The 25,362-nt window shown below is 58.5% G+C and carries 13 protein-coding genes; 10 read left to right on the top strand and 3 right to left on the bottom strand.

From position 1 onward, the window contains the following. Nucleotides 1-3 precede the first annotated feature (3 nt). The 3 genes from Mal15_RS30000 to Mal15_RS29990 all read left to right on the top strand — a co-directional run bounded on the left by Mal15_RS30000 (nucleotide 4) and on the right by Mal15_RS29990 (nucleotide 7,344). Nucleotides 4-2,334, top strand: coding sequence for a transporter substrate-binding protein (locus tag Mal15_RS30000; protein ID WP_147871119.1), 2,331 nt, complete (start codon nucleotides 4-6; stop codon nucleotides 2,332-2,334). Nucleotides 2,335-2,608: 274 nt separating this feature from the next. Then, nucleotides 2,609-4,684, top strand: coding sequence for a glycogen debranching protein GlgX (gene glgX, locus Mal15_RS29995; RefSeq protein WP_147871118.1), 2,076 nt, complete (start codon nucleotides 2,609-2,611; stop codon nucleotides 4,682-4,684). Between the two features lie 182 nt (nucleotides 4,685-4,866). Further along, a complete protein-coding gene (locus tag Mal15_RS29990; RefSeq protein ID WP_147871117.1) occupies nucleotides 4,867-7,344 on the top strand; it encodes a glycogen/starch/alpha-glucan phosphorylase in 2,478 nt (825 codons plus the stop codon). 178 nt (nucleotides 7,345-7,522) lie between these two features. On the opposite strand, the gene Mal15_RS29985 is transcribed toward Mal15_RS29990, so the two are convergent. Beyond that, the gene (locus Mal15_RS29985) at nucleotides 7,523-9,364 is read right to left on the bottom strand and encodes a cyclic nucleotide-binding and patatin-like phospholipase domain-containing protein (RefSeq protein WP_147871116.1); all 1,842 of its coding nucleotides are present in this window, start codon (nucleotides 9,362-9,364) and stop codon (nucleotides 7,523-7,525) included. Nucleotides 9,365-9,611: 247 nt separating this feature from the next. On the opposite strand from Mal15_RS29985, the gene Mal15_RS29980 reads away from it, so the two are divergent. Then, complete coding sequence (locus Mal15_RS29980) at nucleotides 9,612-10,892, top strand: tyrosine/phenylalanine carboxypeptidase domain-containing protein (protein ID WP_147871115.1); 1,281 nt, start codon at nucleotides 9,612-9,614, stop codon at nucleotides 10,890-10,892. 384 nt (nucleotides 10,893-11,276) lie between these two features. Then, entirely contained in the window at nucleotides 11,277-12,524 is a 1,248-nt protein-coding gene (locus Mal15_RS29975) for a carbohydrate porin (RefSeq protein ID WP_147871114.1), read from the top strand. Between the two features lie 74 nt (nucleotides 12,525-12,598). Here the strand turns inward: Mal15_RS29975 and Mal15_RS29970 are convergent, their stop codons facing one another. Next, nucleotides 12,599-13,357 carry an HpcH/HpaI aldolase family protein gene (locus Mal15_RS29970; RefSeq protein WP_167547129.1) on the bottom strand — a complete coding sequence of 253 codons (759 nt, stop codon included), beginning with the start codon at nucleotides 13,355-13,357 and terminating at the stop codon, nucleotides 12,599-12,601. A 220-nt stretch (nucleotides 13,358-13,577) separates the two neighbouring features. Between Mal15_RS29970 and Mal15_RS29965 the strand changes: the two genes are divergently transcribed. Further along, the gene (locus Mal15_RS29965; RefSeq protein ID WP_147871112.1) at nucleotides 13,578-15,035 is read left to right on the top strand and encodes a sulfatase family protein; all 1,458 of its coding nucleotides are present in this window, start codon (nucleotides 13,578-13,580) and stop codon (nucleotides 15,033-15,035) included. Nucleotides 15,036-15,145: 110 nt separating this feature from the next. Here the strand turns inward: Mal15_RS29965 and Mal15_RS29960 are convergent, their stop codons facing one another. Then, nucleotides 15,146-17,404, bottom strand: a complete 2,259-nt coding sequence (locus Mal15_RS29960) for a hypothetical protein (protein WP_147871111.1) — start codon at nucleotides 17,402-17,404, stop codon at nucleotides 15,146-15,148. Nucleotides 17,405-17,980: 576 nt separating this feature from the next. On the opposite strand from Mal15_RS29960, the gene Mal15_RS29955 reads away from it, so the two are divergent. The 4 genes from Mal15_RS29955 (at nucleotide 17,981) to Mal15_RS29940 (ending at nucleotide 25,361) form a co-directional block, all read left to right on the top strand. Beyond that, the gene (locus tag Mal15_RS29955) at nucleotides 17,981-19,096 is read left to right on the top strand and encodes a hypothetical protein (protein WP_147871110.1); all 1,116 of its coding nucleotides are present in this window, start codon (nucleotides 17,981-17,983) and stop codon (nucleotides 19,094-19,096) included. A 572-nt stretch (nucleotides 19,097-19,668) separates the two neighbouring features. After that, nucleotides 19,669-20,337, top strand: a complete 669-nt coding sequence (locus Mal15_RS29950; protein ID WP_167547128.1) for an RNA polymerase sigma factor — start codon at nucleotides 19,669-19,671, stop codon at nucleotides 20,335-20,337. Between the two features lie 96 nt (nucleotides 20,338-20,433). Beyond that, nucleotides 20,434-24,465 carry a family 16 glycoside hydrolase gene (locus Mal15_RS29945; RefSeq protein ID WP_147871108.1) on the top strand — a complete coding sequence of 1,344 codons (4,032 nt, stop codon included), beginning with the start codon at nucleotides 20,434-20,436 and terminating at the stop codon, nucleotides 24,463-24,465. Between the two features lie 23 nt (nucleotides 24,466-24,488). Continuing rightward, nucleotides 24,489-25,361: an FHA domain-containing protein gene (locus Mal15_RS29940; protein WP_147871107.1), complete on the top strand. Its 873-nt coding sequence runs from the start codon at nucleotides 24,489-24,491 to the stop codon at nucleotides 25,359-25,361. The last annotated feature ends 1 nt before the right edge of the window (nucleotide 25,362 follow it).

The raw sequence follows: 25,362 nt of genomic DNA, 5'->3' as shown, positions 1-25,362 counted from the left end.
GACATGTCGCCAGACAACAAACCTTCTGCCGACTCGCCCGAACCAGGCGACGATGTCACGCGAGCGCCATTCGGTGAAACCGAGAGCCTTGCCGCGACTCCGGGGGACACGGCCGAGTTTGAATTCGCGCCGGTGAGTCTGCCGGCGGAAAACTGGATCGGAAAGTCACTGGGCAAATATGAAATCACCGGCGTGCTCGGCCAAGGGGGCATGGGGGTCGTGCTGCAGGCCCACGATCCGACGCTGGAACGCGACGTCGCCATTAAGATTCTGACCGGGAATTTGGCCGCCAATGCGACCGCGCTCCATCGTTTTCAATCGGAGGCCAAGGCAGCCGGAAAACTCAGCCACGCCCACGTCGCGGCGATTTACGAGATCGGGCAAGAAGGACCGTCGCACTTTTTGGCCATGGAACTGTTGACCGGCGGAAGCGTTGCCGCGGAATTGCAGACCTGCGGCGCCTACACCGCACTCGAAGCGACTCGGATTCTGATCGACGCCTGCCGTGGCATCGCGGCCGCCCATGCCGAAGATTTAGTCCACCGCGACATCAAGCCGGCCAATCTCGTGCGGGCGGCCGACGGAGCGGTCAAGTTAACCGACTTCGGGCTGGCAAAATTTTCTTCGGCAGGCGGCGCAATGCAACTGACCCAGTCGGGAACCATCGTCGGCACCCCGTACTTCATGAGCCCCGAGCAATGTCAGGCCCAAGCGGTCGATGCCCGCACCGACATTTATTCTCTCGGCGCCACCTACTTCTGTCTGTTGACCGGACGGCAGCCCTACGATGATTCCGACAGTGTCGTCCAGGTCATGTACGCCCACTGCAACAAGAGCATCCCCGATCCACGGGAGGTCAGCCCGTCGGTCCCGCCGGCCTGCTCGGCAATCGTCTCGCGCGCCATGGCGAAAGATCCCGACGATCGCTATCAATCCGCCGAGGCGATGTTGCGTGATTTGGAAGCGGTGGCCGCCGCCTTGTCCGGTGAAGCCCGTATCGATCTCCCCAGCCAGTCCGGCGCAACGCTTCCGCCGATCGTTGTCCCCAAGCCGTCGCAATCGCGTCGCTGGATGATCGGCGGAATCGTCGGGTCGGTCTTAGTGCTCGGACTGTTGCTTTGGAGTTTCCGTCCATCCGTTCCAACACCGACCACTCCGCAAGGTGAGCCGATCAAGGTGGGCGTGCTGCAATCACTCAGCGGCACGATGTCCGCCAGCGGCAACAGCGTGATCGATGCCACGCTGTTGGCGATCGAGGAGATCAATCAGTCGGGAGGTCTGTTGGGGCGCCCCGTCAAAGCGGTTGTCGCCGACGGTCGGTCGGACACGCAAGTCTATGCCCGCGAAGCGGAACGGCTGATCACCGAGGAGCAGGTCTGTACGGTGTTCGGTTGCTGGACCTCGGCGAGCCGCAAGACCGTCCGGCCGATCATTGAAAAGCACGACCACTTGCTGGTCTACCCGCTGCAGTACGAAGGGATGGAGGAGTCTCCCAATATCGTTTACCTGGGCGCCGCGCCCAACCAGCAGATCATTCCCGCCGTCACGTGGGCCGTCGAGAACCTCAACCGCAAACGTTTCTTTCTGATCGGATCCGATTACGTTTTCCCGCGGACCGCCAGTGAAGTCATCAAAGACCAACTGTCGGAAATGGACGCGGAAGTGGTCGGCGAAATGTATGTGCCCCTGGGCAGTTCGGAATTCGCTCCGGTCGTGCAAGCGATCTTGCAGACCAAACCGGATCTGATCCTCAATTCGCTCAACGGGGATTCCAACGTCGCGTTCTTCCGTGCCATCCGCGCCGCCGACATCAATCGCGACGACACGCCCTGTTTGTCGTTCAGCATCGGCGAGCAGGAACTCCGCGGCCTTGAAATCGCCTCGGTCGATGGCGACTACCTTGCGTCGACTTATTTCCAATCCTTGGATACGCCGGCCAACGAAGCCTTCCTTGCGCGATTCAAGGCCGTTCATCCCCATCGCGTGGTTTCCGACCCGATGGAAAACGCTTACGCGGGCGTCCATTTGTGGGCCCAGGCCGTGCGTGAAGCGGAAAGCATCGAACCGAAAACGATCCGCAGGGCGATGCTGGGTCAACAATTTGCCGCCCCGGAAGGCCAGGTTCGCATCGATCCGGAAACGCAACATTGTTTCCAAATCCCGAGAATCGGCCAGATTCAGGGCGATGGGCAGATCCGAATTGTTTGGAGTGCCGACCAGGCGGTTCGGCCCGAGCCCTATCCACCTAGTCGTACCGCCGAAGATTGGAAAGCCTTTCTACACGACCTTTACGTCGGCTGGGGGAATGAATGGGAATCGCGGCTGGCCGAATAAAACCGTACGACGGTCCCTTCCGGGCCGTCGCTTTGAACGCTATGCGTTCAGCCGTTGGCTGAAGGGGGGACAACCCGGAAGGGATGTCCTACGTGGATGACTGTACGACGGTCCCTTCCGGGCCGTCGCTCTGAACGCCACGTGTTCAGCCGTTGGCTGAAGGGGGGGACAACCCGGAAGGGATGTCCTACGTGATTGACTGTACGACGGTCCCTTCCGGGCCGTCGAGCGATCGATATTGAATCTTTGACAACTCGATCAGGCACCGCATCCGATGACGCAATCCAACACCCCGAGTCGGCCTTCGCCACTGGGCGCTACCGTCGTTGATGAGGGCGTCAACTTCAGCCTCTTCTCGCGCACCGCGACCAGCGTCGAATTGCTGTTGTTCGATCACGAGGACGATGTGACCGCGGCACGGGTGATCCCGCTCGATCCACACTGCGATCGGACGTATCACTATTGGCACACCTTTGTGCCCGAGATTCGCCCCGGGCAATTGTACGGTTACCGCGTGCACGGACCGTCCGATCCGGAGCGAGGCCTCCGCTTTGATGCCTGCAAAGTGCTGCTGGATCCCTACGGCCGCGGCGTGGTCGTACCCGCCGGTTACGATCGCCAAGCGGCCTCCGACCCCGGTGACAATTCGGCAACGGCGATGAAAAGTGTCGTCGTCGACCCCGCGGACTACGACTGGGAAGGCGACGTGCCTCTGTGCCGCCCGGCGGCACAGACGATCATCTACGAGATGCACGTGCGTGGATTCACGCGGCATCCCAGTTCGGGACTCGACGAATCCAAACGCGGAACCTACGCCGGCTTGATCGAAAAGATTCCCTACCTTCAACAACTCGGTGTCACCGCGGTCGAACTTTTGCCGGTGTTTCAGTTCGATGCTTGGGATGCTCCGCCGGGAAAGGTCAACTATTGGGGCTATGCGCCGATCTCGTTCTTCGCGCCGCATGCGGCCTACAGCTCACGTCGGGATCCACTCGGTGCAGTCGACGAATTCCGCGACATGGTCAAGGCGTTGCATCGCGCGGGGATCGAGGTGATTTTAGACGTCGTGTTCAATCACACCGCCGAAGGCAACGATCGCGGGCCGACACTGTGTTTTCGCGGCATCGACAACCCGACGTATTACATGTTGGAACAGGGTGGGGGCCGCTACGCGAATTACTCCGGATGTGGCAACACCGTCAACGGCAACCATCCCGTCGTCCGCCGCCTGATCGTCGATAGTCTGCGTTATTGGGTCGAGGAAATGCACGTCGATGGATTTCGGTTTGATTTGGCATCCATCTTGTCGCGTGACGAATCAGGCCAGCCGCTTCCCAATCCGCCCGTGCTGTGGGACATCGAGTCTGATCCGGTGTTGGCCGGCACGAAGCTTCTGGCAGAAGCATGGGATGCGGCGGGGCTGTATCAGGTCGGCAGCTTTGTCGGTGACGCCTGGCGGGAATGGAACGGTAAATTCCGCGACGACGTCCGCGACTTTTTTCGCTGCCAGCCGGGTTCGGTGCGGCGGATCGCGGATCGGATCGTCGGCAGTCCCGAACTCTATGGTCACAAGGAGCGCGAAGCCGAACAGAGTATCAACTTTGTCACCTGCCACGATGGATTTACGCTGAACGACTTGGTGTCTTACAACGGCAAACACAACGAAGACAACGGCGAAGGCAATCGGGACGGCGAAAACCACAACCGCAGCTGGAACTGCGGCGTCGAAGGCCCGACCGATGACCCACTGATCGAAGGCCTCCGCAATCGTCAGGTGAAAAACTATCTCACCACCACGCTGTTGTCGCTCGGCATTCCCATGATCCTGATGGGTGACGAAGTGCGACACACCCAGCGTGGCAACAACAACGCCTACTGCCAGGATAACGAATTCAGCTGGTTCGATTGGACGAATCTGGATCGGCACGCCGACCTCCATCGCTTTGTTTCGCTGCTGTGTGCGCGGCGAGCGCTTCGCAACGTCGATCATGAACGCCAACGTATCAGCGTCAGTCGAATGTTGCACGAAGCGAACAAGGCGTGGCACGGCGTCAAACTGAACCAGCCCGACTGGAGCGACACGTCACATTGCTTGGTCTTCGGCGGGGAAATGCCCCGCACCGGAATCCATTTCCATTTGATCCTCAACGCCTGCTGGCAGCCGCTTGAGATCGAATTGCCGGGATTGCACCGCCGGCCTTGGCGACGGTGGATCGACACGGCGCTCGATTCCCCGCAAGACATCGTCCCCTGGGAGGAGGCTCCGGAACATCTCGGCGAATCCTATCAGGTGGTCGAACGTTCCGTCGTCATGCTGTTCGCAATCGACGACAATGGTCCGCGACGGTGACCGTACGACGGTCCCTTCCGGGCCGTCGCTTTGAACGCTATGCGTTCAGCCGTTGGCTGAAAGGGGGACAACCCGGAAGGGATGTCCTACGTGATTGATTGTACGACGGTCGCTTCCGGGCCGTCGCTTTGAACGCATAACCAATCCACACGAGAACCACACGACTCGAAAGGAAAAACTTAATGGCCGGCCACACCAAATCCAACATTGCCGCAGCTCCCGGCGATCCCGAACTCGCCAGCGAGGCTTCCGGACGCGAATCTTACGACCGGCATCTGCTGCTCGATCACGTCGTCCGTCCTGAAGATGCTAGCCAGCGCGAACGTTTCGAGGCGGTCGCCCGTACCTTGCGAGATTTTTTGACTCAGCGCTGGTTGCTCACGCAGCAAACCCACGACCGCGAGAATCCGAAGCGGGTCTATTATCTGTCGATGGAGTTTCTGATCGGGCGGACGCTGATCAACAACATTATCAACCTGGGTGTTGAACCGTACGTCCGAAAGGAGCTTCGAACCGATCCGCGTCAGGACTGGAGCGAAGTCGTCGAAACCGAACCCGATGCCGGCCTGGGAAACGGTGGTCTGGGACGACTGGCGGCTTGTTTCATTGAATCGCTGGCCACGTTGCAAATTCCCGCCATGGGCTACGGCTTGCGATATGAGTATGGAATCTTTCGCCAAGCGATCGAAAACGGCTATCAAATCGAACAACCCGACCACTGGCTGGCACAACCGGATCCCTGGGAAGTCTGTCAACCGCGCCAGACGGTCCAGGTTCCGGTGGCCTGCCGATTTGAATTACACGACGGTGTGCTGCGTGCCGTCCCCGGTTATGCAACGCATCTGCTGGGGGTTCCCTATGATCGGCCGGTTGTCGGTTATGGCGGCCAGACCATCAACACGCTGCGGCTGTGGGGCGCGTCGTCACCGGATCATTTCGATTTTGGCGAGTTCAGCTCCGGGGATTTCGTGGGTGCGATCGTCGATCGCATCCTGGCCGAGACGGTCACGCGTGTCCTGTACCCGGACGACTCGACACGCGCCGGCCAAGCGTTGCGGTTTGTTCAAGAGTACTTTCTGGTGTGCTGTTCGCTGGCCGACATCGTGGCGCGCTTCCGACGCACCAATGACGACTGGGGACTGCTGAGCGAAAAGGTCGCGATCCAACTGAACGACACGCACCCGGCAATGGCCGTGGGAGAGTTGATGCGGCTTCTGTTGGACGAGGCAAAGCTTGGTTGGGACGAGGCCTGGGAACTGACCGTGGAAACCTTGGCCTACACCAATCACACGCTGTTGCCCGAGGCGTTGGAAAAGTGGCCGGTGCGGTTCTTTGAACTGGTCTGCCCGCGATTGCTGGAGATTGTGTACGAGATCAATCGCCGATTCGTCGCCGATGTACAGCAACGTTACCCCGACGATCACCCGCGTGCGTCCCGGATGAGTGTGATCGAGGATTCTGGTGAGCGGCAGATCCGGATGGCCAACCTCGCAATCGTGGGCTCGCACAGCACCAACGGCGTCGCCCAGATCCATTCCGATCTGCTCCGCACACGCGTCGTTGCCGACTTTGCCCAGATGTTCCCCGAGCGGTTCAACAACAAGACCAACGGCGTGACGCCGCGTCGTTGGCTGCTGGCCGCCAATCGGGACTGGGCTGGATTGATCACCGAATCGATCGGCGATGCTTGGATCACCGATCTCAGTGAATTGCGACAGTTGTTACCCTTGGCCGACGACCAGACGTTCCGAAGCCGATTTCGTCAGACGAAACAATCTGCAAAAGAACGATTCGCCGATTGGCTGAGGACCACCACCGGACAGGTCGTCGACCCGGAGACGATTTTCGACAGTCAGATCAAGCGGATTCACGAGTACAAACGCCAACTGCTGAATATTTTGCACGTGATCGTGCTTTACAATCGTCTACGATCCGACCCTTCGATCAGTATCCCGCCGCGGACATTCTTCTTCGCCGGAAAAGCAGCCCCGGCCTATCGGTTGGCCAAGTTGATCATCAAGCTGATCAACAATGTCGGCCGGGTGATCGACGAAGACCCGGTTTCCCGCGGTCGCATCAAAGTCGTGTTTGTGCCGAATTATAACGTCTCCCTGGCCGAGCGATTGATTCCCGCCACCGACGTCTCCGAGCAAATCTCGACGGCCGGCTACGAAGCCAGCGGTACGGGCAACATGAAGTTCATGATGAACGGCGCGCTGACCATCGGCACCCGCGACGGGGCGACGATCGAAATGGCCGAAGAGGCGGGCGAGGAAAACTTCTTTCTGTTCGGATTGAATGCCGAACAAGTCGCCAACAGCCGCCAGTGGTATAGCCCCCACTGGCATTACGAGAACGAGCCGGAAACGCGCGACGCATTGGACCTAATCTTCAACGATCACTTCAGCCGTGATGAACCGGGGATCTTCACACCGATCCGCGAGTCGCTGTTGGATCACGGGGATTTCTTCATGCACTTGGCGGACCTTTCGTCGTACGCCGAGGCACAACAACAGTTGGGCGAACTGTACGCCGATCCCGACGCCTGGACGCGGAAAGCGATCATCAACGTGGCCGGTTCAGGCAAATTTTCCAGCGATCGCACCATCGCCGAATACGCTGCCGAAATCTGGAACGCCGTGCCCTGTCCGATCGACTGAAGGAGGACAACCCGGAGGGGCTGTCCTACGTGGTTGATGGTACGACGGTCCCTTCCGGGCCGTCGCTTTGAACGCTACGCATTCAGCCGTTGGCGAAAGGGGGCAACCCGGAAGGGATGTTCTACGTGGTTGACCGTACGACGGTCCCTTCCGGGCCGTCGATTCCTGCGCCGCCACACTACCGAAACAGTTGTGGATCGAGTTTGTGGAGCATCGCCTTGAGCCGCTCGATCGATTCGTTCGTCGCTGCTTCGCCGATCACGGCCATTTCGTCGGCGCGTGTGAATTCGGACAGGTCGAACGACGTGACGTCCGGGGCGATGACCAGATCGGCGGGCTGGACGCCGACATCATTCATGCTGTAGCCCTGGATCATGTGTTGACGCATCATGACCTTCAACGTGGGAAAGAATCCGCTGACCGCCGAGGATCGCTTGCCACGAATCGACAGAAAGTCTTTCTCCAGACTCGCAGTCACGGTCGACGCGATGACGAAATTACAGCCTTGGTCGAACAACGCGTTGGCCGGAACATTATTCAGCAACCCTCCATCGACCACGGCTTGTCCTTGTTTCACGATCGGCAAAGCCAACGGGGGCAGATTGATGCTCTCCAAGATATTGTGCGTCGCGTCCCCACAGTGTCGCTCCAACAGTGCGCCTTCAACCAGATCCACCGCGATCGTTGTCATCGGGATCGCCAACTGTTCCATGCGGAAGTCATGCAGGTATTTTCGGAGCATCGGGTCGAATTGGTCATAGCGGTACTTGTAGATCAGGTACCAATATCCGCCCGCCGGAAGCCGGCGAAACAACCAGCCCGGCATCAGGTCCGTTTTGAAACATTGCGTGGAGTACTCGGGATCCATACCGGCGGCGTACACCGTTCCCGTCATTGCGCCCGCACTGGTGCCGGCAAGTCGGTCGACAAAAATTCCATGCTGTTCCAGACACTTCAGCACACCCAGATGGGCCATGCCACGCGCCGCACCGCCGCCGAGCGCCAGACCGATGTGCACGCCTCGCAAATGGTGGATGATCCGCTCCAGGCCTTGCTGAAGTAGCCTTCCGTGCTGCGGCGATGGTTGGCCGGAGTAGGTCTTGAAGTCTCCCGCAGAAAGTTCATTGAGTTTCGCAGCATACGGCGGAGCGGCATCCTGGTACGTCAAATGCCACACGATTCGCACCTTGTCTCGCAACCAAGGTGCGTCACGTTGCAAGGCCTGCAGTTGATTCGTGGCTTTGTCGACCTCCGCCGGCGCGATGCACCACAGCACGACTTCCGAGTAGCTCAGCAGGCGATTGAGATCGTCTTGCGGATGATCGGCGCGCACGTCGATGAACAAGCGACCGAGCGAGGACCATTCTTTCAAGCTGCTCGTGATTGCGTCACGGGAAACCATCTGACCGTTTTCGTATAGCTGCTTGAACGGAACCCCATCGCTAGGCGAACATCGATCGTCGTCGCCGGCCACGCAAACGGCCTCCTCAAGCTGCCTTAGCCGCCGGACAAGATCGACCGTCAAGGAGCGACTGGTATCCGATTGATGCACGACGCCCACCACCGCCGGCTTGGGCAGATCGCGATCGACCACGACCAATCGCTTCACCACGTTCGCCGCCGCAGAGAAGATCGAAAGCTGGAACTCGCGATGCTTGGTCGTCAGACGCAGCAATTCGTCCAACGTAAAGTGGATGGCCGTCGTGGGCTCGATCGCTGACACCTGCAAGTGAGAACGTTCCGGCAAGACAACCGAAAAAAGTCCCAGCACCGAACCGCGGGCCAACCTTTCACAATGAATCTGCTTGTCGAGGCGATCGAACAAGCTGCTTTCCAGACTGCCTTCGATCACAAAGTAGACCTTTGTGATTTCGGCGCCCACGGCGATCACCTCGTCGCCCGGCCTGAACTGCGAGATTTCTGCGGCCGCCGCGATGTCCTCGATCACGTCCGACGACAGGTGGCGAGCCCAGTCCAATCGCTGCAACTCCACACAAAGCCGTTGCCGATCAAGAGTCATGGAAGTCCCTCCTGGAGCAGGTTGCGATCGATCCACATCACGCGAGGTGTGGCCCGGGAAATGGCCAAGGACTCCCGGAGTGGTTCCAGCAAAAAACCTTGGATACACGAATCCTTTTCCAAGTGCAAGTCGCGCATCTTTAGCGATAAAATGCGCCACGCGTGTCACTGGTTTCGTGATGGTGCGTTTGGGGACTTTAACTTTAACTTCAAGGGGCTTCGACGCTCCTATCGTCAAGCCGAATTACATGACAATCCTAACTGCGTTTTCGGACCGGATTGCAGATCTTGATGCCCGATTGCCCAAGCTGGCCAAGTCGATTCTGGTTTTGAAACACTTGAACTGGCCCGACTCGCTCGAAGAGACATTTCTGAAAAACTGGCGAGTGGGAACGCCGGCCCTTCCCGTCGTCGAATTCAACTTGCCGGATTTCGGCGCGGAGATCTCTGCGCTCGACGACTTCGGCGAATCGTGCGCGGGCGACGATCCGATTCTTCAGTTCTTGCGACGTACCGCAACGAGTTATGCCTTGGCGGGCCGGATGCTGATGGCCGCGGGCACTGCCGAGTTCACCGAGCGTTCGATCCAGCTTTACGGGCGGCCTGACGACGCCTATGCCAGCCAATCGTTCACGGGCGTCGATGCGGCAGCGTTTCTGCTCGAAAAGACCGACCACCTGCTCGGCGGCGCTTCGATTCCGAATGGCGAAGCCGATCAACCCGCCGATCCGTTTGCCCGGCGAATGCAACAGGCGATCGACGCCTACTTCGTCGACGACACCGTCGAGGTGGTTGTTGATAACGAGTTGTCGTCCAAGGCGATCGCGGGAACCACACGGCTCCGGATTCGTGGTTCGGCGGTCTTCTCCGAACTCGACTTTGATCAACTCTATCAACACGAAGCACTCGTCCACATGGCGACGGCAATCAACGGTCGCCGGCAAACGAATCTCCGATCCCTTGGACTCGGTGCCCCGCGGACGACTCGGACGCAAGAAGGAATTGCCGTGTTCGCAGAACTCGCGACCCGCGCGATCGATATCGATCGGCTCCGCCGGCTGGCCCTGCGGATCCAGGCCCTCAAGCATGCCTTGGACGGAGCCGACTTCATCGACTGCTTCAAGATCTTTCTCAATGCGGGCCAAAGCGAACGCGAATCGTACAAGTCGGCCCAACGCATCTTTCGTGGCGGAGACGTTCGTGGAGGCATTGCGTTTACCAAAGACAGCGCTTACCTCAAGGGCGTGATGGAAACGCACGTGTTGTTGAACGTGGCGATTCGGGATAACCAGCCCAAGATCATCCAGCGGCTGTTCGCCGGCCGATTGACGATGAGCGACACCGTGACGCTGGGCCCCTACTTTGATTCGGGGTTCCTGCAACAACCACGCTATGTCCCCCCATGGGCCTCCGACGTGCGCCGGCTCGCTGCCTCACTCGCCTACTCGTCGTTCATGATGAGTGTGAACCTGGAGCCTGTCACCCTGGACGCCTTCGTCGCCGCCGCAACACGCTCGGAGGTCGATTGATCGCATCGAACACCTCGAACGGTCACGATAGTTCAGCCGTTGGCTAACTGGACAACGCTACTTTGCAAAAAAAAAGTGAATCGCCGGTCGAACGTCGCTGCCTTCGCCAGAAGGTGGATCCCCAGAGTTCTCCACGCTCGCATCGAGCGTTGCCACGTCAACGATCAGCTCGGGGACACGGCACCACGACACTCGCTCAGGACTTGTGCCATGTCCCTGACATGATGATGAATGATGTTTGCTAGCATGTTGCGATTGCCGCGGATCTGACAGGTGCCATGTCCCCGAGTTCATCGGTCCCCGCAGTCCAAAACTGGATCAGGGCGATCAATCTGCCGACTCAAGAAGGTATGGGTTCTGCACGATTTCGTTTGGATCGATACCATGCTTCCGCGCCAGCGGTACCTGCACCACCGATTTCACCTCCCGGCGTATGGCATTCTGCTCTTGGCTGGGTTGATTGCATCGTTGGTTCCGCGACAGCAGTGCGCCGGGGAACCGCTGCGCAGTGCGCCCGCGGTTTGGACTGCTGACACGTCGGATCCGGCTCTGCTCGGTCCTCTGTTCTGCCCACATTCCGCGATCACGTGCGATCCGATTTACTACGGGGAACTGTTCACCAACGCGCGCGGTGGGATCGCGACGAAGAGGGCGACGCGGTATCAGGGGCTGCTCGACCTGCTGGTCACGACTGATCTGGAGCAGTTGCCGATTTCGCTGCCGGGGCGTTTCATGCTGCTCGCCCAAAACACGCACGGGCGCGGGTTGACCGACGACTTTGTTGGGGACACGCAGGTGATCAGCAACATCGACTCAGGCGACAACATCATGCAGGTCAGCGAGTACTGGTGGGAATTCGCATTGCTGGACGAGAACATCACCGTCCGGATCGGCAAACAGGATTTGAACACCGAATTCCTCGTCATGGATCTAGCGGCGGACTTCATCCAATCGTCCTTCGGGCTTTCACCGTCGGCAGGGTTTCCGTCTTACCCCGACCCGGGAATGGCTGCGGTGTTGCTGGCAAAACTGACCGACTCGGTGACGCTCAAGGTCGGCTTCTGGGACGCTCTTGGCAACGGCGGCGGATGGGGATTCTCGGACAACGACGTGACGTTATCGATTCTTGAGATGGAGTATCGGTATGCGCTGGCCGATGGAGAATTGCCTGGAACGCTGGACTTGGGAGTCGGCTATCAGTCAGAGGGAGACGTCACGCCGGGTGTCTCGCTCTCGTCGGGCTACGGCTATTACATCCAGGCTGAACAATTGTTGTTCCGCGAGACGCCGCGGCAGGAAGAATCTGTTCAAGGGCTGGGGATTTTCGGAGCCTACTTTCCCAGGTTTGCCAACGGGGCGATTCCGATCAGTTCGATCGACGACGCATTGGTGTGCGGACTCGTCTACACGGGCCTGATTTCTGGACGCGACGAAGATGTCGCCGGTGCCGGCTATGCCTGGGCGGGCCTAAACCAGGGCGGCACGAATGAAGAATCCGCCATCGAAGTGTTTTACAAAGCCAAACTGACACCACGACTGACCCTGCAACCCGACCTGCAGTACATCTCCACTCCATCGGGGATCTATTCCGATTCCCGTGTTGTCGGCACCCGATTGGAACTGCGGCTGTAGAACGCACTCCGGGGGTTCGGAAGGGGCTGAAGGGGAGGGCAACCCAGCAGGGATGTCCTGCATCTGAGTATTGTTTACCCGCGAAGCTCGGACAGATAGCGCTGCATCCCGCTGATGATGGCGCCGGAGTCGGAACCGTAGGCGAGCAGTCGAAAGCCTTGATCCTTATGTTGTCGAACCAGTCCGTCCTTGGTCAGGATCCCCGCCGATTTGCCTTGACGGTCGCAACAATCGACCACGTGCTTGAGTGCTTGCTCGACCTCCGGATGGTCGAATTCGGCGGGGTGCCCCAGGTTGACTGAAAGGTCCAATGGGCCGACGAACAGCACGTCCACACCATCGACCGCCGCGATCTCGTCGGCCGCCGCGACAGCTTCCGGCGTTTCGATTTGAACAATGACCAGGCTTTTCTGGTTTGCTTCTTCGAAGTACGGCTTCCAGTTCCGCCCATAGTCGGTCGCTCGGATCACACCGGCCACGCCACGACCGCCCTGCGGCGGGTACTTCATGCAACGAACCGCGTTACGAGCCTGATCGACCGAACTGATGTAGGGAAACATCACGCCTGCGGCGCCGCTGTCCATCACGAATTTGACGGCGTCCGGGTCGATCGAACGGAGGCGTACGATGGGAGCGGCATTGCCGGCGCGACAGGCCAAAAGCATCGCCCGCAGATCGGCCAACGATCCCGAACCGTGTTCCAGGTCGATCAGCAGCCAATCAAAGCCCACGCCGGCGGCAATCTCGACCGTCGTTGCCGACCCCAAATTCAAAAAGGTGCCCGCCAGGTTTTCACGCCGCAATCGTTGTTTGTCGATCCACTGCATCGTCATTCTATTGTCCTTGTCGAAACGAATTGCTCTGCCGCTCGGTCGCATCATACTGAAATCTCGATCCTTGCGTTTGACAACATTCCTCATTGCCACGACGGATGATCTCATTCAGACGTCTTGCAAGCCGGGGTAGAATAGCCGCTTGCATCAACCGGCCCGGGCCTGTGCGGGCAAGGTAAATCGAAACCAAACCACCGGATTCCCACAGATAGGATCAACCATGATGCGAAGTATTCTTCCCGTTCGTCGTTGGCTCACGCCGTGTGTCGCGCTGCTGGCGGTTGTTGTGTATGCCGTTGGCATTGAAACGTCATGCCAAGCCGCAGAGACACCGCCGAACATCGTCCTGGTTTTCATCGACGACATGGGCTGGGGGGATTTTTCGTGCTTCGGCAACGATGATGCCGCGACTCCGAACATCGACCGTCTGGCTGCCGAGGGGATTCGATTCGAGCAGTTTTACGTCAACTCGCCGATTTGTTCTCCCTCGCGGGTTGCCATTTCGACCGGGCAATACCCCCAACGTTGGCGGATCACGTCGTACTTGAACAACCGCAACAGCAATGAAGAGCGAGGCATGGCCCAGTGGCTTGATCCCGAAGCTCCGATGTTGGCGCGTTCGTTGAACCAAGCCGGTTATGCGACAGGGCACTTCGGAAAATGGCACATGGGCGGCCAGCGAGACGTGAACGATGCACCGCCGATCACCGACTATGGTTTTGATGCGTCGCTGACCAATTTTGAAGGCATGGGACCGAAGTTGTTGCCGTTGACGCTCAAGCCCGGCGACAAGGAGCCGGGACGGATTTGGGATCGCGCCGAAAGCCTCGGCGAAGGATATCAATGGATGCTTCGCTCGGAGATCACGTCGGGCTTCGTCGAGGCGGCCGTCTCGTTTATCGACCACGCCACCGCTGCCGACAAGCCGTTCTACATCAATCTGTGGCCCGACGACGTGCACTCGCCGTTTTGGCCACCGGTGGAGACCTGGGGTGACGGCTCCATGCGTCGACTTTACCTGTCCGTGCTCGAAGCCATGGACAAGCAATTCGGAGCGTTGTTCGACCGCATTCGAAATGACAAGGAGTTGTATGACAACACGTTGATTCTGATCTGCTCGGACAACGGACCGCAGCCGGGGGCCGGAGAAGCGGGGCCGTTTCGAGGCTACAAGACGCATCTGTATGAAGGCGGAGTGCGATCGCCGTTGGTGGCTTGGGGGCCCAAGATTCTCAATAAGCAAAACCATGTGGACACCGACTCGGTGTTTGCCGCGATCGATCTTGTGCCGACCCTGTTGGAGTTGACGGGGACGCCGCGACCGGCTGGTGTCACGTATGACGGCGAGACACTCGTCGGAACGCTGCTGGGCGACGGCGGCTCGCGGACTGCGCCGATCTTCTTTCGTCGGCCGCCCGATCGTGACACGTTCTATGGCGAAGACGATCTGCCGGATCTGGCCGTCCGGTCGGGCCGATGGAAACTGCTCTGTGAATACGACGGATCGGATCCGCAGCTGTACAACCTTGAAACCGATCGCTCGGAGAAGCACAACATCGCATCCCAGCACCCCGATACTGTGGCCGAGTTAACGCGAGCATTAATCCAGTGGCATCAATCGCTCCCGGCCGACAACGGAGCCACGTACCGGACCCAACCGAAACGCAAGAAAAAGTGACGTGAGACGGCAGGGGCGCACGACGATCGTAAGAATGAATGGTGGCGTCAAGAAGTGGCGTGTCTCTCAGCAACATGCCCCTCAGCAAGATTTTGAGCAGCGTTTCAGCCTTACAACACGATCACGCAGTCCGGTAGTTGTTTTTGCAACTGCTCACCGAGCTCTTGCTTGAGCCCGCCTCGGTAGGCGGGCTCCGCTTCGTTGTAGATCACGATCTGCAGCGTGTCATTTAATGCAGACATGTCCCAGTCCGCGTCCTGCAGTGATTCACAGCCCGTTAATGTCAGGGTGTGAAGGGAATCGGCGTGCCGGGGTAACTCCCTGAACAAGCGTTTGACATCGAATTGGTAGCAGTCTGTCAGTGATAGACGTTGCAACTGAGCGAACGAGGAATAATCGAGGTCAGAGCACAGCATTTGCGGACAATAGTGGACGTTCAACCTTTTCAGTGAACCCGGCAGTCGACTGCCCAGCGATCGCAGCGACTCACACTTCGCGATTCGCACTTCAGCCAGCTTGCCAAGCGTGTCGAGTTGCCATGATTCGCCGGTTAACTGCTCGCAGTCCTCTAGCCGTAACGATTCGAGCGACGCCGGCAGGTGTTGGAGTAGGTTGTTCCCCAGCTTGGGCAACTCTCGCAGGTCCAAGTCGTTGAGCTTCGGTAGACGGTCGAGCTGCCACTGGCGACCCGTCAAATGACGTTGCTCAGCCAGTTTTAAAGATTCTAAACCTTTCAGCTGCTCCGAGATCCGCTGAATCAACTCATCGTTCAGGTAAAAACACTTGCTCAGGTCGAGCGTCCGCAATCGGTCGCGACAGGCAAAGTCCCACCCCTCTCCCGTCACCGCTTCTGAATCGTCCCCATACCCTCGTCCTCCGTGTAGCCAAGTCAGGCTGAGTGTTTCCAGACGGTCGAGTCGCGACAATAGTGCCGCGACGGTGCTGTTAGGCATATCGCAATGATGCAATGCCAGAGATGTGAGTTGGTTCGGCAACGATTCGATCAGTTCCGCTTCCAACGAACCGGCATCGAATGTGAACGACGTTAGCTGAGTGAGGTGTGCAAAGCTCACGTCTGTGTTTGCAGTGTCTGGCTTGGTTTTCGCAAAATTTGCCAAGCGGATCGATTCCAAAGATCCGGGTAGGCCAGCAAGCACGGTCTGGGTTGCGCCGCAACTGGCAAGGTCAAGTGTCCGCAACGTTTTGAATTGCGACAAGTTCACGCGCGATAACGCTTCAGGTGTAACGCCTCGAATTGTCAATGATTTCAGGCTCGCCGCCGATGAGAGTCCATGGAAGCTCAGTCGTGATTTCCTGTTGGGCACCACGATAGAGAGTTCCTGAAGCTTGGTGGATTCCGAAAAATCGAAACGGGCCGTCAACGAGTCGCGCCAGATTCTCAGGCTGAGTGATTCGAGCAGTGGTGTGGAAGAGAAGATTGCCTCAAGTTTTTCCGGTGAGATGCCCTCACAGCCATACAGTTCCAAGTCGCGAACCGCCGAGAGCTTGTTCGGCATCCAGCCGTCGCCGGTCAATTGGTCACCCGAAATGCTCAGCGATTGCAAATTCGGCAACTCACTTAACATGCTCTCGACCAATGCGTCCTGGGTGTAGTCTCCCAGATGCACGGTCCGCAGATTTGGCAGGTCGGCAAACGGCCAGTCGGTTCCGGCAATGCTGCCTTGCTCGCGAAAGTGTGCGCTCACACGCAGCACTTCCAGCTTCGGTGTCCAGGCAAGCAGTTGTGCCCATGATTGGTCGATCGTATTCGTCCAAGCCATGTCGAGCTCGCCGCTGCTGGTTTCGATCCGGCGCCCGCCGAGACAGCTAGTCAGCGTCAGCTTTCGCAAGTTGGACGAGGTCGAAGTTGCGAATTCGACGGGTTCGTCGACGACGATGCAGGAGAGCACCGCCAGCTCTTGCAGGTTCTCTGATTGGACCGCGACGGCAAGGTCACTGATTTTAAGAGTCCATTGATGTATCCGGAGTGATTCGATGTTTGGGCAAGCGCGGAGGATTCTCGGTAACAAAGTCAGTTGGTCCGCAACCGACAATCGGCCGGGACGACGCAACTGCGGATGGGGTTTAAGTGTCAGTTTGCGGAGATCGCGACCATTGACTTCCGCAACAAACGCGTCCAGGTTTCGGGAGGAAAGGAACGGGGCTTCGAAAAACCCGTCCGCTTGCTCGGTGAGGAATCCCTGCGCAGCCGGTTTCGCAGAAGCCGTCGGGTGGGTTGGACGCTCGATCGCGGCGGCCTGCGTCCTCGGCGTTGGCAACTCACGTCGGCAGCCGCCGGCAACGGCAATTAGCAAAGACGCGGTAGGTGCAATGAGCCAGGTGCTAAGACGAAGATGCTGGCAATGCATCGTGAACCTTGTTGGGGTGGTGGATAGGATCGAGCAAGACTCCATTCATTCTATGGGGTGGAGGCGTCGCGACGTGCAATCCGCTTGTATCGGGCACTGATTCAGTGGATCGCACAAATCGCGTTGGGTGCATGGCATTTTTCGTCAATCTTGCGTAACCGCCCCGAAGGGGTTGGCGTCGCTAGCTCGGGGAAAAAGCCCCGAGAACATGTTTCGCCGGGGATGTTTCGCCGGGGACATGGCACTGTTTCGCCGGGGATGTTTCGCCGGGGACATGGCACCGTCGTGTTTCGCCGGGGACATGACACCGTCGCGTGGGGACACCGGCACTGGTCGTGGGGACACGGCACTGGTCGTGGGGACACGGCACCGTCGTTTGATTCAATGATATCAATCCTCGTTGGACGACCGGAATGGAGTTCGAAAACTTAGGCTGAAACGCTTGACTTTGAATTCGATCTGCGTTGCAATGACAAGCCGTGGAGTCGCATGGAGCGACTCGTTTTAGGCTGCGATATTTGGAGATGGGCTTCAAGTCGTGGCAGAATCTGAAACGAGTCTCTGTATGAGGATGCGATGTCACGTTCTAACCGCGGCGATAAGCTCGACCCTCGCGAAGTTCAAATCGTCCACGCCATCACCCGCACCACGCGTGCTTGTTATCTGCTCGGTGATGATCCTGCGACCGGCAAGAATTACGATCATCGAAAACGTTGGGTCGAAAGTCTCATCGAACGATTTGCCGCCCAGTTCGCCATCGATGTTTTGGCGTATTCCGTTCTTTCGACTCACCATCATCAAATGCTTCGGTCACGACCCGATGTCGTTGCGACTTGGGACAATACCGAAGTGGCTCGGCGCTGGCTGATGATCTGTCCCAAACGCAAAGATGCTGACGGCAACCCCATGGCACCGACAGATCCGGAGCTCGACACGATTCGAAATTCCCCGGACCGGCTCAGCGAAATCCGTTTGCGACTCAGCGACGTCTCCTGGTGGATGCGACTATTAAATCAACGCGTCGCCCAAAGAGCCAATCGGGAAGACGGAGCCAGCGGTCGGTTCTTCGAAGACCGCTTCAAGGGAATTCCTGTCATTGATGACGAATCGGTATTGGCCTGCGCGGTCTATGTGGATCTGAATTGGATTCGCGCTTGCATGGCGGAAACGCTGGAGTTGAGTGACTACACCTCGGCTCAACGCCGTATCGCCAGCCTGGAAACGGAGCCCAAAGAACCTGAAATCGACAGAGATCTGCAAAGCGAGGCGTCAGCTGAGTCCGACGCGGGTGAGGAAGCGAGTCGTCAACGGCTTTCTGATTCGTTTCTGGCGCCCGTGAATCTCTGTGAAGCCACCGCACAACCCGGGCCGCAACCGAGTGGGAAACACGCACGATGCAGCGACAAGGGCTTTTTGCCGATCAGTAACGCTGAATATTTGGAATTGCTCGACTGGTCGGCACGGCAGGTGGTAAACGGGAAATCGGGAAAAACTCCAGGGCATCTCCCGCCGATTTTACTGCGGCTGGGCCTTTCGCCAACGATTTGGCTTGAATTGGTGGCCGACTTTGATGACTTGTTTACGACGATGGCAGGCTTGCCGGAGAACATTGATCAACAGCGAGGCAAACAAACTGGACGCCCATTCCACGTTCGCAAGCGAACTCGCGAACTGTTCGCCCAAGCGGCGTAGCATCAGCGGATGCTCTCCTACCGACCAGACGCGGTCGGGTCGCCGGATCTGCCGGCGAAGATCGTTTTGGCTTTCTCTCCGCAGCTGTTGACACCGTCATCCGGCGATGTGTTTCGGCAACCGGTGTCTCAGACCGATTTCTCGCTCATCTCTGGCACTGGCCGATGATCCACCATACGGCCGGTCGGGCGATCAAACTTCAGGGAAGTTTTGCCCCGCATCCTTTCCGGGAGATCTTTTGATCCAGCCCAGGTGTTCCGACGGCCGATCCTAATTCGAGCCGTGATGATTCGGGACCGAGAGGTCGCAATAACGTCCCGCACCGCCAGCGTGGGCTCGATTCCATCGCAAGCAATGCCCCCGACAGCCACTCCCTCACCGCGTCTCTGACAACTTGTGCCATGTCCCCGTTAGGCGATTCGTTGGGGGATTTCTAAGTTGTGCCGTGTCCCCGTTGGGTGATTTGTGGGGGCGGGAGTGGTTAAACTGGGGCCGTTGCCGCATGCGGGTTGCCGTTAAGGTTCGCGGGGGCGATCAATGGGGCGGTTCCGGCACGAATGGCAGAGGTCGACATGTCCGAATATGGAGCATCAGAACATCGGGACGGATCGTCCGGATTTCCGGCGCAGCGGTCGGCTGACTTCGCTGCGTTCCAGGACCGACTGCAGCGCGGCGAAGCCGATGCGGTGCGAAAACTGTTTGATGACTATTCGCGGCGGCTTGTCTATCTGGCGGGCAAGAACATTCACCCCGCGCTGCTGAAACGGTTCGACGGCGAAGACATTGTCCAGTCGGTCTTTCGCACCTTCTTTCGCCGTCACGAAGCGGGCGGTTTTCAAATCGCGCACTCGCAGCAATTGTGGCAGTTGCTGGTCACGCTGACACTTCGCAAGACACGTTCGCACGCCCGTAAACACACCGCCGATCAGCGCGACGCCCAAGCCGAACGTGCCGTTCGCGACGACATGCAAATGCTCTCCCACCAACCGTCGGCCGAAGACGCCCTGGCACTTTGGGAGGAGATCGATCTGGTGATCGAAGGGCTGCCGCCGAAAACAGGCGAAATCATCGCGATGCGTCTGGAGGGACGCAGCAAAAGCGAAATCGCGGGGCAATTGCAGGTCTCACGACAGACGATCCATCGGATCCTCAACCTGGTCCAAGAGCGTCTGGAGCGGCGTTTTACGCTGTTTTCCGACGAAGCCGCAACGGATCCTGAAAAAAAATCGGATTCGATGTGACAGTCTCCATGCCGATCGCGATGCTGCCTGTGGGACGAGCGATCTTCCCAATCCGATCCCTCACGCTCGCATTCCACTCCTCGTCAAGCGATCAAAATGGCCGATCAACGACTCGCATTGCTGGAAGTCAAGGAACGCAACGAACTCGAATCGCTGCTGATGGGGTTCGATCTGGAGTGGTCTGCGGACGCACTCGGCGCCTGGTGTGATCGGCTGATGTCCGAATCGACGCCCCCGTATCGAGAGATCGCGATTTCCGAACTGGTCAAAATCGACCTGCACCGAAGCTGGTCCGCCGGGCTTTCGCCACGGCTCGAGGATTACGTGCGTCAGATCCCGACACTGGGAACGGCCGAGACCGTTTCGGCGGACCTCGTCTTGGCGGAGTACGAGGCGCGAAGGTCGTCAGGATCGAACGTTGATCTGGCAAGTTATGAGGCGCGTTTTCCACGTCAATTCGCCAGACTGCGGCGATTGGTTCGTGAGCTTGCCGATTCCCGCCTGACACCGCGGGCGGACCACGAAGACGGGGCACACCCCGCCCAAGCGTCGATCGACACCAGCCGCATCGAGCAAGTCCGTGACACCGCGGTCGGAACGGCGAATCGTCGAAGCATCGGCGACTTGCCGTCAGAATTCGGCCGCTATCGGATCATCCGGGAATTGGGCGCCGGCGCGATGGGCAAGGTCTATCTGGCACACGACAGCCAACTCGATCGCCAGGTCGCATTGAAGACGCCCGGCTTTGCCTGTGACGATGACGAATCGCTGGTCACGCGATTTTACCGCGAGGCCCGTGCGGCGGCGAAACTGCATCACCGCAACCTCTGTCCGGTCTTTGACGTCGGAGAAATCGACGGACGTCATTTCATCTCGATGGCGTTCGTCAAAGGACGCTCGATGAGAGAGCTGATCAAGCCCGACAAGCTGCCGCCGCAGAGGACATCCGCCATTCTGATTCATCGTCTTGCAGTCGCGCTGGCCGAGGCACACCGGCACAACGTGATCCACCGCGACTTGAAACCCGCCAACATCATGATCGACAATAAAAAGGAACCGGTCGTGATGGATTTCGGGTTGGCCAGGCAGACCGATGTGGAAAGCCGCGTGACACAAAGTGGGATGGCGGTCGGCACGCCGGCTTACATGTCGCCCGAACAGATCCGTGGAGAATTGGACGACGTCGATGCGGCCGCCGACACCTACGCGCTCGGTGTGATTTTGTATGAACTACTTACCGGGCGGCTCCCGTTTCGCGGCCCGATCGCCAAAGTGGTCTACGGTGTTGTGCACGAAACCCCCGCGACACCTTCTTCGATCCGGCCAGAGATCGATCCGCAACTCGAGTCGATTTGCGCCAAGATGATGGCGAAGCGGCGGAGCGACCGATATCCGTCGATGGAAGCCGTCGCGTCGGACTTGAAGGACTACCTGAAAGGAAACACCCAACCCAAACCACCACGATCCACACACAGCAAAACGCCGCAAGTGTCGTCAGGGTCGGAGGTGGCCAGCGGAATCACGGAAACAGGGGCACTCAATGCGTACTTTGCAGCCCAGGCTGCCCAAGACCCGACAAACACGATCGTAGAATCCTTGCCGACACAGACGCCCGAATTGATCGTCCGCCCCAAAAAACGTGTGGCTTCGCGGCGTGGTCGCGGCGGCGGGCGCGGGAAATGGATTGCGACCGGATTCGGAGGCGTCCTGTTTCTCGCTGGCGTGATCGTCTACTTCGCCGACGGCAGCAGACTAAAAGTGGAAGACGGAACCGCCGCGGTCATCGAAACCAATCCTGACGGGACGCTCAAACGCGTCACGACCGCACCGAATCCCGCAACACCGACCGATGCCCTCAAAGGGCGAAGGGCCGACAGCCCCGCAGACGACTCTGCAGCGATTCAATCATCGCCGACCGCTGGCTCGGTAACCGTCGCAGCCGACGGAATCACCATCCGTACCGGCGGGGATGCCCGTCAGCTTGCAATGTCGCCCAACGGCCAGAGATTCGCGGTCACCGGAGTTGACTCACCAGGACGCTTCACGATTCATGACACACAATCCGGTCGCCAGATCACGCAGTTTGACGACCCCGAACGACCGGGGCTCGATACCAGCCAGCTTTCTTATTCACCCGACGGACAGTCACTGCTGTACTGCACCGGAAACCACGTGACCGTCATCTCCGCAACCGACGGATCTGCGAAAGCCAGCTACGAATTCCCGGCCCCGCCCCAGCTGGCCGTGTTTCCCAAGCGAACTTGGGCGCTGGCGTTGTACCGGATCGATTCGGTTCACCGCAAAGAACGTGCCGCAGTCCCGCAGCGGTTGAGGATCTGGGACTGGAAGTCCGGAGAGACACTGCATGACGAATTGGCACCGGACCAAAATCACAATTTCCCGGCAATCTCGCCGGATGAACGATTCGTGACGTTTGGAGCCGAGCATTATCACGTCCGCCGAACCTTGAGCGTCGAAGGCAAACAGATTGCATTGACAACACCGACACCTTTTGAAAACACCACCCGGGTCCGCGGACCGCTGATCTTTTCACCCGACGGAAAACTGGCCGCGTGCAGTCTGAAGAACGCCAATGCCATGGCCGCCGTCGTCGACGTTTTCACCGGGCGTGTCGTCACACGACTTGATCCGGCCTCAGCACAACAGCACAACGAAGGCCACCTGTACGGATGCAGTCTGCGCTTCACACCCGACGGGACTCAAATCGTGATGGCCGACCACAGCGGCCACGTGGCAGTCTGGGATGCCCACAGCGGCGCACTGGTCCGCGAGCTCGATCAGTTTGAAAATTCCGGCAATCACTTTCCGCCCGGCGTCGCCGTCAGCCGTCACGGTCACGTTGTTGTCGGCGGCACGACCCTGGACGGCCGGATCACAATCAAGCATCTCTCTGCCAGCGTTCCACATGAAGACGGCTTCGTCAGCCTGTTCCCCGGCGGCGATCTAAGCGGATGGAGTGGGATTCCTGGCCGCTGGACGATCCGCGACGGTGAACTTGTCGCATCGGAGACCAGCGGCAACTCTGCGTTGCAGTCCAACACGGCTCTGTGCAGTGACCGCGAATACCAGAACTTTGAATTACGAGTCGACGTCAAACTCGAGGGCACTGGCCAGCGTCTCGCCAACAGCGGCATCCAATTTCGCAGCAAATTGATCGACGCCAATTCCTATGTCGTCGCAGGGCCACAGGCGGACATCGGAGACGGCTACTGGGGAAGCGTCTACGGTGAGAAAACGTCCGGGATGATGCGAGCTGCCGAGGAAGATGTGATCGCCGACATCGTCCGCCGCGACGATTGGAATGCGTACCAGTTGAGGGTCCGCGGAGACAATGTTGCCATCTCGATCAACGGTAAAGAGGTGCTCAACGATGACTTTCTCGGGTTGCCCAAGAGTGGCCTGATCGGTTTTCAACTCCACTGCAACCGTGACATGACGGTACGGTTTCGCAACGCGAGGATCAAAGAGTTTGCTGACACACCGACACTCGCTCCCCCCGTATCCAAGGTTGATGAACGGTCGGACTGGGTCGATCTGTTTAACGGCCATGACCTGACAGGGTGGAAGCAACGGTTGCGGAGCGGTGCCTGGTCAGTGAACTCAGGTTACATCTTCGCCCGTGCGTCGCGGCGCGGAGAAAAGGTGGGCGGCTGGCTGGAATCAGAACGACAGTTCAAAGATTTCGAACTGGAACTCGAATACTACCTGGAGCGTGATGGCAACAGCGGTGTTTTTCTGCGGACCGCGCCGGCAAACAAACCCACTGGTTCGGATCAATTAGAAATCCAGTTGCTGGATGATCACAGCCCAAAATTACGTGGAAAGCTCAATGGCACGCAACTCACCGGTGCGATCTACGGCGTGGTCGAACCACGCCCCCGCGCCAGCGCGCCGATCAATCAATGGAATCAGATGTCGGTCCGTGCCCTGGGGTCGAAGATCACCGTGCACGTCAACGGCGTCAAACTTGTCGACGCGGATCTGGACACTTGGAAACAACAGGTCAACGGAAGATTCCAGTACGGCCGTGGCGGACCGATCGGACTACAGTGGTACGGCGACCTTGTTCGATTCCGCAACATTCGCGTCCGCGAACTCAATCCATAAGCTTACGCCTACAATCAAACGATATGAACAAGGCCTCCGCGGGCGACCCCGATGACGAACCGATCATCCAGACGGTCGCCGAACCGCTGCAGCAGTACTTGCAAAAAGCCGCGTTGTCTCGAAATCCGACGACAAATAAACCCGGCGAAACGGGTGCGAATCCGGCGGCGAAGGTGCGTGCGTTTCTGCCCACCCATCGGCAACCGCTGGCAATGCTTCAGATTCTGGACGATGGCTGCCGCGAGCAAGGTGAATCGATCCGCATTCGTGATTCGCGGTGGACCATCGGGCGTGACAAAGGCGACACCGTCATCCCCTTTGACGGCGACATCTCCGGGCGGCATGCTGAGCTGCGCTGCCAACGCCAGAAGGGGCGATTTCGTTGGTATCTGCTTGATCGCAAAAGTACCAACGGGACCTTTGTGCGAGCGTTTCGGGCGTCGCTATCACGCGAATCCGAGTTGATCCTCGGCGGCCGACGCTATCTGTTTCAGTTGCCCGAGCCAGGGGCCGAAGCGACCGAAACGGAAGCCCTGCAGACACAAGCCTACCAGGCGCCATCGCGCACGATGTTAGAGAAGTTTGTCCCGCGCCTGATCGAAGTGGGGGTCTCGAGTGAACACGAACGTACGTTTTCGGTCAGTGGTAAAGAAACCTGGATCGGATCCGATCAGCGTTGCCAGATTACCGTTGATGACGATCCGTTTATCAGCCAAAAACATGCCAGGATTTACGAGGATGAAACCGGTCGCTGGATGATCGAAGACCAAAAGTCGCTCAATGGTGTCTGGATTCGCATCAAAAAGTTTGCGATGGACAAGACCACGGAATTTCAACTCGGACAGCAACGTTTCCGCTTTCACCCCGTCGTGAATCAAGATCGACCTGGCAACTGAA

The organism is Stieleria maiorica (assembly GCF_008035925.1).
GTDB classification, from domain to species: domain Bacteria; phylum Planctomycetota; class Planctomycetia; order Pirellulales; family Pirellulaceae; genus Stieleria; species Stieleria maiorica.
This window is presented reverse-complemented; position numbering and strand designations above follow the sequence as displayed.